The sequence below is a fragment of the Blautia sp. DFI.6.71 genome, from assembly GCF_020593585.1.
Lineage (GTDB): Bacteria > Bacillota > Clostridia > Lachnospirales > Lachnospiraceae > Blautia_A > Blautia_A wexlerae.
The window spans coordinates 18296-32585 of sequence record NZ_JAJDMJ010000028.1 but is presented as its reverse complement, the minus strand read 5'-3'; the positions used below and the strand labels follow the sequence as shown (position 1 = coordinate 32585).

At 42.1% G+C, this 14290-nt stretch carries 6 protein-coding genes; all 6 read right to left on the bottom strand.

Annotation, left to right across the window (positions count from 1 at the left end; genetic code table 11):
- Positions 1–22 precede the first annotated feature (22 nt).
- The gene (locus LJE12_RS21105; RefSeq protein ID WP_331466152.1) at positions 23–8179 is read right to left on the bottom strand and encodes an Eco57I restriction-modification methylase domain-containing protein; all 8157 of its coding nucleotides are present in this window, start codon (positions 8177–8179) and stop codon (positions 23–25) included.
- Positions 8180–8208: 29 nt separating this feature from the next.
- A complete protein-coding gene (locus LJE12_RS12280) occupies positions 8209–10305 on the bottom strand; it encodes a DNA topoisomerase 3 (RefSeq protein WP_227226989.1) in 2097 nt (698 codons plus the stop codon).
- An 88-nt stretch (positions 10306–10393) separates the two neighbouring features.
- The gene (locus LJE12_RS12275; protein WP_227226988.1) at positions 10394–11086 is read right to left on the bottom strand and encodes a CD1107 family mobile element protein; all 693 of its coding nucleotides are present in this window, start codon (positions 11084–11086) and stop codon (positions 10394–10396) included.
- Positions 11076–11408: a DUF4315 family protein gene (locus LJE12_RS12270; protein WP_227226987.1), complete on the bottom strand. Its 333-nt coding sequence runs from the start codon at positions 11406–11408 to the stop codon at positions 11076–11078. Before LJE12_RS12270 ends, LJE12_RS12275 begins: the two co-directional genes overlap by 11 nt.
- 15 nt (positions 11409–11423) lie before the next feature.
- Positions 11424–13892 carry a C40 family peptidase gene (locus LJE12_RS12265; RefSeq protein ID WP_227226986.1) on the bottom strand — a complete coding sequence of 823 codons (2469 nt, stop codon included), beginning with the start codon at positions 13890–13892 and terminating at the stop codon, positions 11424–11426.
- A 30-nt stretch (positions 13893–13922) separates the two neighbouring features.
- Positions 13923–14246: a hypothetical protein gene (locus LJE12_RS12260; RefSeq protein WP_069989211.1), complete on the bottom strand. Its 324-nt coding sequence runs from the start codon at positions 14244–14246 to the stop codon at positions 13923–13925.
- Between the last annotated feature and the right edge of the window lie 44 nt (positions 14247–14290).

Genomic DNA, 14290 nt, shown 5'->3' with positions numbered 1-14290 from the left:
AAGTTCTCTGACGGGACATTATTTATAACTCCTGCTCGTGATTTTTCTTTGGTTTCGGTGTACCAGTCTGCTCCGGTGCAAGCTGTCTTGCCTTTTCCTGTTTCAGACGTTCCAGTATGGACGGCTTATGAACCTTGTCTGCTGTTTCCTGCAGATTCCTGTCTGCATCCCGGACTTCTTCCTTTCTCGAAGAATCCCTGTCTGGAATCTTTTCTGTACCAATATCCTCATCTGCCAGAATTGTTTCATTCCCTTTTTCATCCATGTTGAGCAACGCATTTAACTCCGATAAACGCTCCATTTTCTCATTCAATTCCGTTTCTTTTGGAAATGGTTTTTTTACTTCTTCCTGTGCTGTTGCAAGCTGCTGTTGTACTGTTTCCAACTTTTGCTCACTCTCTGCCAGTTTCTTATCAATCGAAGAAAGGGCATTATGAATACGCTGGATATTTCCCAAAGGGTCTTTTCCTATTTCAATTTTGTAAGAACATTTTCCCTTTATGGTCAATTCAAAGGAATTTGCAAACAGGTTATATGATGCAGATAAAGTAAATCCATGGTACTCTCCGACTTTTCCTCCTGTGGTGACTGCCTTTAATCCTGCACAGGCAGCTATCATAGCTTCGCCTGCTTCTTTTTTGTCTGTATAGGCAACATTCCCTATATTCATAGAAAAGCTGTCATTATCCTGCAGATCAACATTCTTTATCACACTGACATCAGACTGCATTCCGGCAATCCTCTCTTTCAATGCACTGATCTGAACTGGATAATTCTTTGCAATATCTGATTCCAGACGATAAATCTGACTGGTGTGGTTAGCCTTCAAGAGCTTTAATTTACTGACTTGAACATCCAGATCCATTTTTTCTTTTATATAAGGATTTCCTGTTGCAAGGGCTTTGATCTCTGCATAAGAAAGTGCAGTATCATCCACATCTTCACACGCCCTGACTGGTGACTTACTGGTCATAATCTGAGAAATAAACTTCTGTTTATTTTCCAAAATCTGCCACATGTACGCATCGAACGTATTCTCTGTTACATAGCGGAATATCTTAACTGTCTCATTCAGGTTTCCCTGTCGTAAAATTCGTCCCTCCTGCTGCTCCAGATCAGATGGCTTCCAGGGGCAATCCAGATGATGCAGAGCAATGAGCCTGTCTTGCACGTTGGTACCTGCACCGAGTTTTGGAGTGGAACCCATCAGGATTCTTACCTGACCTGCTCTCACTTTTGCGAATAATTCTGCTTTTTTTACTTCTGTGTTGTACTCATGGATAAATGCAATCTCTTCCTTTGGGATTCCTTTTTCTGTCAGTTTGTTTCGTACATCATCATAGACATTAAAAGTTCCATCCCCTTTTGGAGTAGATAAGTCACAAAAAATCAACTGTGTTGTTTTCTGCTCTTTTCCTTCCTCCCATACCTGAAAGGCATTTTCTACGCAGGTGTTGACTTTGCTTTTTTCCGCATCTGGAAGAAGCTCATTCAATAATCTCTGGTCAAGGGCACATTTTCTTCCGTCATTGGTAATCTTGAGCATATTGTCCTCTGTAGGATTTACCATTCCTGTCCTTACTGATTCTGCACGTTCTGAAAATGCTGCTACCATATCCTGCTGTTCTTCACTTGGTTTTAATACCTCATTAATAAACTCTGCATCTGGCACTGGAAGATTTAACATATCAGAAGTCTGAATATCTGCAGCTTCTTTAAAAATGGAAATCAACTCCGGAAGATTGAAAAAACGGGCAAATCGTGTTTTTGCACGATAGCCCGTTCCTTCCGGTGATAATTCGATTGCGGTTACTGTCTCCCCGAACGTTGCCGCCCAGGAATCAAAGTGTCCCATTCCCATACGCATCAATGTATCATACTGGAGATAACGCATGATAGTATAAAGTTCGGTCATACTATTTGACACTGGAGTTCCCGTCGCAAAAACAATTCCACGCCCGCCTGTCAGTTCATCCATATAGCGGCATTTCATAAACATATCCGAACTTTTCTGTGCGTCCGTCTGTGAAATACCTGCAACATTCCGCATTTTTGTATACAGAAAAAGGTTCTTAAAGTTGTGGCTCTCATCTATAAAAAGCCTGTCTACTCCTAACTGTTCAAAAGTTACTACATCATCCTTCCTTGTCTGGTCATTTAATCTCTGCAGTTTTGCCTGCAATGATTTTTTTGTTTTTTCCATCTGTTTTACACTGTAATTTTGTCCTGCTTCCCTGCCAGCTTCTTCAATAGAAAAGGTAATATCCTCTATCTGTTGTTCCAGCATGGCAATCTGACGTTCCCTTGAAAGAGGGATTCTCTCAAATTGTGTATGCCCGATAATCACCGCATCATAATCCCCGGTTGCTATACGGGAACAGAAACGTTTACGGTTTGCCGGTTCAAAATCTTTCTTGGTTGCTACCAGAATATTCGCTCCCGGATACAGACGTAAGAAATCACTGCCCCACTGCTCTGTCAGATGGTTTGGCACAACATAAAGATTCTTTTGCGATAGTCCAAGACGTTTTGCTTCCATACCCGCAGCGATCATTTGGAAAGTTTTCCCTGCTCCTACACAATGTGCAAGCAAAGTATTATTTCCATATAAAATATGAGCCACTGCGTTTTTCTGATGTTGCATCAACGTGATTTCCGGATTCATTCCCTCGAACTGAATATGACTGCCATCGTACTCTCTCGGACGGATACTATTGAAACGCTCATTGTATATCTGACAAAGGGCATCCCTGCGGTGCATATCCCGGAAAATCCATGACTTAAATTCTTCCCTTATAAGTTCCTGCTTCTGCTGTGCCAGCGTGGTTTCCTTCCGGTTCAGTTCCCGGTGTTCCCCTTCCGCATCCTGCACTGTATCATAGATTTTTGTATCTCGAAGATTCAATGCATCTTCTAACAGTCTGTACGCATTAGCTCTCTGTGTTCCATAAGTAGAAGTAACAAGCGGATTCTGGTAACTGTCCACACTCTTTCCCGAAACATTCCATTGGCCGGTTACTTCAGCATACTGGACTTTTATCCGGCTTCCAATATAATATCTTGGTGTATGGAATGTTTCTGCCATAAACTGTGTCACATAATCTGGAGAAATCCATGTTGCACCAAGTCTTGCTTCAATTTCTGAGGCATCCAGGTCTTTTGGCTGCACTCGTTCCAGATATTGTACATTAACAGCATATTCCGGTCGGTTCTCGGCAAATCCTCTGGCAATCTTCAATTTTTCCCGGACATTTCCAGACAAATATTCATCAGATGGCTCCCACTTTTCATTTAGCGGATTTCTAAATATCACACCTGTCAGTTCTTCCGTCAGTTCTGCTTCTGTTTTCCCGGTAAGCTGTGACATATAAGCAAGATCAACCTGTGCCTTTTCTCCAATAGACACCGCCAATGCTTCACTGGCGGTATCCACCGAAGTAACTGCCTGAGCATGACGGATTGTCCTTTTTGTAAAAATATCTGCTTTTCTTTTGAGGTTGCCCTGCTCATCCAGAAATTCCAGTGAAGTCAGAAGACAATAGCTACTGTCCTGACTAAATGCCCTTTTGTTTGCATTGCTGCTAAGCAGACCATATTTTGCAGTAAAGGAATCATAAATTTCATTCAAATCTTTTTGAAGTTCTTCAACTTCCTGATCACCGCAGTCTTCCATCTGACGCTGTAACAATTTATTTGTTGCGTCACGAATCTTCACCATGCCTTTTACTCGTTCTGTAGTTGCCATTGGAAGTTCTACTTTATTCATCACAGAATTTTCCCTGTAATAAATGTCATCATCCAAAACAGCAAAGCTAAAGTTCTTCACATCTGGATCTGCCGGAATAGAAACTACCTGTTCCTCTAACTCGCTATCTGAAAGTTCCATTTCTGTGATCGTTCCATGAATATTCTGTACAGCTTTCTTTAACTGTTCTTCAAGAGTAATGCCTTCTTTTGGCTTTACAGTAACTTCCTGCTTACCATACTGGGTACTTTCTGTGGTAAATTCACCAAGAACCATTTCCGGATGCTCTGCAAAATACGCATTTACAGAATAGCCTTCCTCTGTCGTCTTTAGGTTTACCCATTCTGGCTCCTCGATTGCCGCCCTGTCCCTTTTCTGAAAAAACAGAATATCTGATACAACATTTGTATTTGCATTTCTCTGAAAAGCATTATTGGGAAGCCTGATCGCACCCAGCAGCTCTGCCCTGTTTGTAATATATTGTCTGACTGCCGGATTCTGTTTATCCATGGTTCCACTGGAAGTCACAACTGCAACCACACCGCCTGGACGCACAAGATCAAGAGATTTTGCAATGAAATAATCATGAATCAGAAAATGATGCCTGTCGTATCTTTTGTCATTTACCTGGTACGCTCCAAACGGCACATTACCAATCACACAGTCAAAGAAACTATCCTGAAACTGTGTTGTTTCAAATCCCTGTATGGCAATCTGGTTTTTCTGATATAACTGTCTGGCGATTCTGCCAGATACCGGGTCAAGTTCCACACCATACATTTTTGCCTTACTCATGCTTTCCGGGATAAGTCCCATAAAATTTCCTACTCCACAGGATGGTTCCAGAATGGTTCCTTTTGTAAATCCCATATTTTCCAATGCTTCATACATACTATGTATCACTGTCGGAGAAGTATAAAACGCATTTAGGGTGGATGCTCTTGCTGCACTATACTCTTCTGAAGTCAGCGTATTTTTCAGTTCGCTGTACTCATTTGCCCAGCTTCCGTTGTTTTCTTCAAATGCCTGCGGGATACCGCCCCAGCCAACATAATGGGATAATACTTCCTGTTCTTCTGGTGTTGCCAAACGTTCTTCTTTCTCCAAAGTCTGTAATAAACGGATTGCTTCTATATTCGCTTTATATTTTGCTTTCGGACCGCCTGCACCAAGGTCATTATCTTCAATACGGAAGTTATGTGGCATAGTCACAATCTTTGTTTTTTCCTGTCTGATATATGGTTGAAATTCTCCCTCATAACCAAACAGCTCATTTTCTCCCGGAATATAGTTTTTTCCTGTTTCCAGACATCGGAATATATCCGCATCCGGGGCATTGCTGACAGCATAAAATTCATTATACGAATATTTGGGGAAATCTTCTGTATGGTACGTTGACAAATGCAGTTCCGTATTGGAACGTGTCTGTGCAACCAATTCTTTTCCTTCCAGTCCATCAGACAGGACACCAACTGCTTCAAAATGGTATCCCTGATATTCAAAAACACCCTGTTCCCATTGGTCAGCTATTGCACCTGCTGACTTTTCCGCCGTTTCCACAGGAGTTTCCGGTATTTCTGACTGTTCAATCTCACCAGTTTCTTCTTCCGTTTCGTCTAAAACCAATTCCACTGTTTCCTCTACATCCTGCATGTCTACAACATCCGGTTCCATATAGACTTTCGTATCCAGATAATCAAACATGGACATCTGATGACCGCTTAACTCTATGGTCGGCTGTTCCAGTTCCTTGGTTGGAAATATAGTGTACGTTCCCTCTACATACTGATGGAGTATTGACAGACTTTCTGCTTTCTCGTTGTAATTTGTCCCATAGGCTTCAAAATCCAAGGGTAGTTCTGCAAGAGCTGCATCCATCTTCTGTAACAATTCCTGTGCCATTTCTTCATCTGCCAGCATCCTTGGCACCTGTTTTCTTGCTTCCTCATGCAAAAGTTCATCCGTAAATGGACGCTCAATTTCCTGTGGCAGTCTGTTATAAAAATTAATCACCCGCATTGCCATCTGGTATCGTTCATATTCCGGCATATGAGCGTAGTCTCCGGCTTGAAGAAAATGGTCATTTTTTATGAGATAATCCACTCTTTTTGCCACTTTCTGCCAGCTCAGTTCTTCTTTTGTATGGTATGCACCCGGATTTCCTCTGGAAAGCTGTAATCCTTTTCCATTGTAATTTGCGTAGGAATTGTCCGCTCTGGAAAGGGCATGGCTCTGTCCTCCAATGCCATACTGCTCTTTCATAAAATTTGTTCTCTCCTGTTCATCCTGATGCCGCAGATAAAAAGAATATATGCGAAGCCTTCCTTCTGAAAAAGCTCCACCTCTTGCAAGAAAAGCATCAATCTCATCCTGCGTGATAAACATTTCCTGTTCTTTCCAAGCAAATCCCTCTCTTGCCTGATAGGGAATGACTTCTTCGGCAAATTTCTGAAACTGCTCAGAAACAAGGGTTGGTTTATAATAATGAAAACGCATGATGGATTTGTCTATGTCATACATTTCAGCCAGACCTTCCAGTCTTTCATTTAATTCGGAAAGCCACTCTGCATCATCCAGCTTTTCCGCCAGAGCATCTGTCTTTTCCGGATAACCATTATGAAAAATCTTCATATCATCTGCTGAAAATACCAGTTCAGACAGATCATCCGCAATATCAGTTTCCATGTAGGCAAGCACTTGTGCGTGTTCCTGCAAGGCATTTTCCCTTGCTGCATCAAGAACAGACTGTGGTGCGTATTCTCCCTGTTTTAATAACTGATGGATACGTCCACTGACATCCTCCCATGATAAAAAAGCCTTATCTAAAAGTCGATCGTTCACCGTATGTCCTACGGCAATCTGCATCCCTGTTTCATCAAACCACACAGAATACTCGTTTCCATTAATTTTAAGACCTTTGCCACCGATGCCATATTCGCGCTTCACAAATTCTGTATAATCTTCTGCTGACTGTTCACTCATAAAATTGTAGATAAGCCGTAACTGGCTTTTACTCTTATTACTTCCGGTACGGAGGATTTCATCCACAACTTCTTCCGGAATTGGGATTTCCCCGGCATACAGGGCAGACATATGCTCCTCAATCTTTCGGATCTGCTGATTTACAGTTGGTAATTCGGGCAAAGATAAAGCAGAGGCGATTTCTTCCTCTGCTTCACTCAATCCATCTTCTCCTGTATCTGTAACTAACTGTATACCAATTCCGTCAAGATGCTCTCTTCTGCTATTGCTGTCAGTGCGTTCATATGTGCTGTCCATGCCATCGGATCGGCTTCCTTGTCCGGTGCCGGTTTGTTCTTCAGCAATTTCTCCATCTGGCTCTCCATTCTCTCCTGAGCCGCTTTCTCGATCTCCATAAGATGCTTGTTCAGCTTCCCTGTCAGGAAAAGGCTCTGGTAAAGGCTGTTCTTGTGTTCCTTCAGAAACGTTCTCCTCAGCATCCCGTATTTCCCGATTGTCACTTCTTCCTCCTCTACGGTCAGGTTCGGAAATAGGTAGTCCCCCTTGCGATGATAGGTCAGTTCCATAGTCAGTTCCTCCTTCATTATCCTCAATATCATTTATTCTCTCTTCTGTGTCCTGTATTTTATTTTCACGCATTAACGTATTAAAGTTATTATAATTCCTCTCTTCAGAATTTTCAAGACCTTTCCTTATTTCTTCCAGAGAAATTTTATGTACCGTTTTTCCAATATCAATCAGTACACTCTCAGCGAGCTGGCTTGCAGCATTTCCAAGAAAAGTCAATACGGAAAGCCTGTTATAATCGGTGATGTGCATGAAATCCTCTTCTTCAAGAATCAACATAGGATCAAGTCCGCATCTTCTTGCAAGCATATAATATACACTGTCCGTTGCAAGCTGCCGGAAATCGTTCCGAATCGTCCCTTCATCCAGGTCTTCCAGATAGGTTCCTTCTGCTGCATACGATAAGCCATCCAGATAATCCTCCAGATTTTCATTGACCATCTCTTTTGCCACAGACATCAACGCATCTGCCAGATCTGCCGTATCTTTTTCTTCCAGATTATAAACATCAGAAAGATGTGCAAGCACTTCTCCCCTCTGATGTTCCTGAAGCTGCCACAGGTATGGTGATCTGCCGCCCTGTACCATATGGGTATCTTTTATATCGAACACATACCGGATTTTTGCTTTTGTCCCTGTTTCATCCAGCAGAGCAATTCCTTTTGCCCCTCGGTTTACCCATCTCATCATCTTCTCATTCCACAATTCCAGGGATGCACATGCAGTTGCCTGTGGACGCTGCGCATAAATGAGAAGCTGGTCAGTAAAGGAATAACGGTATAATCTGGCGGCAGTATCCAGATATTTCATCCAGTCTGCCGGGGAACTGGCTATGTCAGTGGCATACCATTCTGCCATACCACGAATCTCCTGTACTCTTGCCATGTCTCTTCCTCCAATCTTTAATTTTTGCTTTATCCTTTATGCTTTCTTTTCGGAAATTCCAAATGAAATTTCGGTTTTCCATTTTCCAATGTCATCAGAAGATCTGCATCAAACCTGGCATCTTTCTTTTTGGAATATAACCCTTTTATATGGGTACAAGCCTTATCCAGAAGTTCTTTTGCCATTTTCTTGTCCAGTTTCTTCTCCATACCTTCTAAAAATCGGTTATCCTTCCAAAGAGCAAAATCACACTGGCGGTTCGAGCAGTAAAAATTCCTTTTCCCCTCAAAAATATCAGAACCACAGACCGGGCATTTCCCGATTAATTCTTTCGCTGTCTGAAAACGATTTCTTTCTTCCTCTGGGATTTTTCTGCAGCCATTCAGGATTTCTTCCAGCATGGCTACAATATCATCCATGAACTGTTCTCCATTAAGCTCCCCTCGTTCCATCAGCAAAAGCCTGTTCTCCCATTCGGCTGTCAGTCCTGCAGATTTTAAATTCTCTGGCATTACACGAATGAGTTCCCTGCCTTCTGCTGTTGGAATAATCTGTTTCCCCTTTCGCTGTGCATATCCGGATGCCACCAGTTTTTCAATGGTGCTGGCTCTCGTTGCAGGTGTTCCAAGCCCTTTTTTCTCTGTCTTTTCATCAAATTCTTTATTACCTGCTGTTTCCATTGCTGCAAGAAGCGTATCTTCATTGAATGATTTCGGTGGAGAAGTATAATGGATACTTGTTTCTGCCTTGACATTGAAAATCTGCATACCTTTCTGGTATCCGTATGGGATTTCCAACTGTCTATCTGAATCCTCTTTCTCCATTTTCACACAATGACTGCGAAAGGCTTTTTCCACGTCTTTAAATCCCATCTGCACCGCTGTTTTTCCTCTCGCAGTAAACTCATTTTTCTGGCATTTCACAGTAACATCTGTCTGTTCATACAGATAATCTTCCCCGACTGCCTGAAGCACCTGCTGTCCAATCAGTATCATCAGATTTTTTTTATCCACTGGCAAATCCACGATTCCTTTTTCCACAGCCTCTTTTGTCGGAAGAATAGCGTGATGATCAGATACTTTTGCATTATTTACAACTCTTTTTATGTTATGTCCTAACTGCCCATATTCTACAAAAGGCAGCATCAACGGCATTTTACCTGCCAGTTCTTCTACTGTTCCAATCATATCTTCTGTAACAAAGCGGCTGTCTGTCCTCGGATACGTTACCAGCTTTTCTTCATATAATTCCTGTAAAAGATCAAGCGTTTTCTTTGCCGTAAATCCAAAATACCGGTTCGCTTCCCTCTGCAGGCTTGTCAGATCATATAATTTAGGCGGGGATACTTTCTTCTGTTCTCTTTTTAACTCTGTAATAATTGCCTCAGAACCGTCACATAATGCTGCCAGAAGTTCTGCGTCTGCTTTATTGGTAATGTTCTCTGATACGGCAACGAGCTTTCCATCTGTCAGTTCTACTCTGTAAAAGATTTCTTTCTGAAAATGCTCAATCCTGTCCTGCCGTTCTGTCAGCATGGCAAGAGTTGGTGTCTGTACTCTTCCAACTACCAGCTTTTTATAATACTTTGTCGTATAAGCTCTGGTAGCGTTCATTCCAATCAGCCAGTCTGCCTGTGCCCTGCATACCGCCGCCATGCAAAGGTTGCTGTAAAAGCCGGCATCTTTCATCTCATGGAAACCATTTCTTATTGCTTCATCTTCCATAGAGCTGATCCATAATCGTCTGACTGGTTTTCTACATCCGGACAGATCGTATACTCTCTGGAAGATCAATTCTCCTTCCCGTCCTGCATCACAGCCATTTACCAGATACTCTATATCTTCCCGGTTCATCAGATCCTTTAATACTGAAAACTGCTTCTTTTTATCTGCTGACACCTGTAATTTCCACTTTTCAGGAATGATCGGCAGGTCATCAAACTGCCATTTCGCATATCTTTCATCATATTCTTCCGGTCGTGCATATTCTGCCAGATGTCCAAGGCACCAGCTCACAAGGCAGTTTTCTCCCTCCATATACCCGTCCTGTTTTTTATATGCAGACAAATTTTTCGCATAACTTTGTGCTACACTCGGTTTTTCTGCAATCACTAAAAATCTCGCCATTTTTCGTCCTTTCTGAAAAGGACAGCCAGATTAGCTGTCCCTTCCCTGTATCTTATTTTTCTGTGCTAAACTTCAGAGAATCAAAATCTTAATCTTCCTGTCCATCTTCATTTTCCTGTTCTTCATTAATAAACGGTCCGTCTGTAAATTCAAGTTGTTCACTGACAAAACCATCTTCTTTTTTACGACCATATTTCAGATATACAACCACTGCACCAATACCAAGTCCCCCTGCTAATACAATGGTACAGAGTTTCCAAATGTCTGCACCGCCTGTATTTTTCTGTGTTGTTTCTTCTGTTTCTTTTTCCACAGCAGGTGTTGTTTCTGTGGTTGTTTCCGGAATCACTACCTTCTGTTCTTTCTCTGTCTTACTGTCTTCTGTTTCATCCAGGAATTCTGCAAGGTCATTTTCATCAACCAACGACATCATATAGACATTTTCTGATGTGCTGGAACGGTCAATTACCATATAAAAAGTATTTCCCTTTTTTGTCTGGATGGTAAGGAACTGCTTTGTATCATCATTTTCCTTATCATCGACCAGTTGTGCATTTCCCGGCGTAGAAAAGGCAGAGGAATCACTTTCTGCGATCACTCTGCCCGTATCCTCCGTATTTTCTTCTGTGGTTGCCTCCGATGATGTTTCTGCCACAACCTCGGTAGTTGTTTCTTCCGCAGGCGGATCAGCATTTGCATATACGGTTGCAAACGAAAATCCCGAAAGCATTGCAACTGCCATTACAATCATCATCAGTTTTTTTACTACTTTATTTTTCATGTTCTAAGCCCTCTCTTTCCAGTATCTGTACATCAGATCCTTTGTTATTTTCTTTGTTTCCGTCTATCTTTTCTCCTGCATCTTCTATTGCAATACTGCCTTCTTCATCCAGCCGAATCGTTGCCGTTCCTTTCTGAATCCCATCAAGCAGTACAAGAAGTTCCCTGCTGTCCAGCTTCAGTGAACGGAAAGATTTGATAATTTCTATGTCCTCCATCTGCTGTTTTAAATCATTCTGCTTTTTCAGATGCTTCTGCAGTTCTGCAATCTTTTCTTCTGTTTTCTGAATATCATCCAGAACTTTTTTTAACTTCATATTCATCTGCCCTGTCACCTCCTAATGCAGACGACCAAATGCCATAAAATGTTCCTGCCAGTAAGAACTTGCAATGCTTGTATACTGTACCGGCTTTCCGCAATGTATCATCATATTGTTGCCAACATAAATGCCTACATGACTCGCTCCGCTTGTGTTATAAGTTCCCTGGAAGAAAATCAGATCTCCCGGTTTTGCTTCTGATGGGGATACCTGTGAACAATGAGAACGAAGTTCATCGGCAGTACACCTTCCTATGTTCCATCCATTTCCACAATTATTGATTACCCAGCTTACAAATCCAGAACAGTCAAAACCGCTTGGAGAATAACCACCCCATACATAAGGCACTCCCAGATATTTCTCTGCTTCCCGTATCATCTTTGCGAATTGCGGGTCAGATAACGCTTCACCAGGAATCGTATAGCCAAAACCACTACTTCCTGTCGGAATGGAATTCAGGTCAAACAGGTAATCCCTGTTTCCATAATATCGGTTATACGCATCGTATCTTTCCTGTTCCTCTTCTGTCATACGGCTTCTTAACACCGTATCCAGATTATGATTGGTCATAGTAACATCCAGACGGTTCACTTCTTTTGTTGTTGTCACTTCCACTTCCTGACTTCCGTTGCTGTCAGCTATGTAAGCCTCCCATGTCTGATGTCCATGGGCAGATGCCGCCGCATGATTATCATAATAAACATCAAACTGCACACCATATCTTGCGAAAGCTCCGGTATCTTCTACCACATATTCCACGCCATTCATCACTACATGAGTGCCGATCGGAACAAAAGGATTTGTCGCATCTACGGCAATCGTGTGGTTTGCGGTAGGCATTGCTCCACTTGCGGTCGGTCCTCCACTCCACTGACCACAGCAGATGGAACAGTTGCAATATCCACTGGTAACAACCTGTCCCAATGATTCTCCAACCCGGACAGTCTTTGTTTCTGTTACGGTTTCTCTGGTAGACTGTGTATTGATTCCATATTGCTGCTGAAAGATTTCTTTTATCTCGTCTGCGACTTCTGCATAAGTAAAACCGCCATATTTCACTGTCAGATAAGAAATAAGCTGATATGGATTGTGTCCGATCTCATCAATCTGATAACGGTATTCATCATAATCCGGATGCCTGGATTCTATTTGATTGATCTGTGTGTTCAATGCTTCCTCCAGAGCTTTATACGCATTTTCTGCAGCATAAATATCTTCATCCGTACTGGAATAACTGGTTGAAATGATCGCTGAAGAACCACCCTGCAAAACTGCACTGCAACTGGAAAAACTGGCTGCTATCAGAACAAAAATCAGTCCAAAAAGAGCTACTGTAGCAAAGATTCCTTTGTTTTGTGCCGCCACCATTTTGACTGCATCTTTTGTTTTTTCTGTAAATCTTTGTGCCGATGTGATTGCCGCATCTTTGGCTTTTTTACTTTCTTTTGCCGCCCGGTACTGCTTTTGGTATCGTTTTTTCTGTAGTAATTTTTGAAGTGCTGATTTTTTCTTCTGGTCAGCTTCTCTCTTCACTGCATTTTTTGCCTGCTTTCCGTAAGCAGCATTAAACATCAGCCTGCTATTTTCTGCTTCATCCAGCATATTTTCTGTCAGACGGGCAGACTGTTTTCTGCTTTCCCTCAGTCGCTGCCGGACATAAATAGACTTTCTTGCAAGACTTTCCCCTGCAAGTTCCATCCTGTGTGCCCCTTCCACAGCAGCGTTATCATCTTCTGCTTCATGGGCTTTCCAGTGTCCCACAGTAAGAGCAGCATTTTTCACTGCCGAAGCTGATTTGCGGATTCCGGTTCCTGCTCCATGTACCATGCCATCCCCTTCATCTCCAAAAGAAAGCCGGGACTGTTTTTTCTGTTCTTTCAGTATCCGCTCCCGCTTTACCTTACCTTTGATCTCATCCTGAAATCCTTCCAGTGATTCTTCTGTAACCTGAGATGTTTCACGATAACGGATATTTTCTTTTTCCGCAGTTTTTTGTTGTCTGGAAGCCTCCTTTTCCTTCCGTTTTTCTCTTTCTGCGTAATCTCTGACCATTTTTCTCTGTCTAAGTTTTCTGCTGTCCACTGCGGTTTCCAGAGCAGCACGTTCACTTCTTGGCTGTCCCCGGATACTTTCTGTACGAAATACGGCATGTTTATCTGGCCCGGAATCTTCCGTTAAAGACATATCTTCCTTCGCATCCCCATTCCCCAGATCTTGTTCCATTTTCACTTTTTGTTCTTCATCTATACTGTATCTGGTTATATCAAAGGGTTTCTTTCTGGTCGGTATATCTTTACTTTCCGTTATTCGCTCCCGTCGATTTTTTCCGAAATCTTCTTCTTTTTTCGGATTTCTGGAAACTTCTATATCCTCATCACGACTGGTGATCCGTTTTTCTTCCTTGTTATGCAGGTTTTCTTCCCTAAGACCATCCCTGCTCATCTTATGGACGGTTTTATCTCTGGCTTTATATTCATGTTCCTGCAATTTCACCATCCCCTTTGCTGCGGTTTCCCTTTAATTCGCTTTATCCTTGTATACTTCCCATTTATGTGAGATTTCGTCTACATTAGAAAGAATCGAAGTCAAAAGCATATCCAGCATCCTTTCACTCAGTCCTTCCTTTTCTCTCAGATAAAAAAGCACCTGCTGTAAGTCAATCATTTCTGACAGGAAAAGCATATCATCCAACATTTCACCAAATACTTCTTCACCGTTGCTATCCTTTCCTGCCTCTAAAAGCTGCTTAACCTTTTCATCAGCCTGCAGTTTTTTCATCATTTCTACACAAGCCTCTTCTGTGCATCCTTCACATGGATTTGCCATACAATTATTTTCCATTCTGTAATCCTCCGTTTTCTCTGTTTTGTTCTATCTTTTTTACA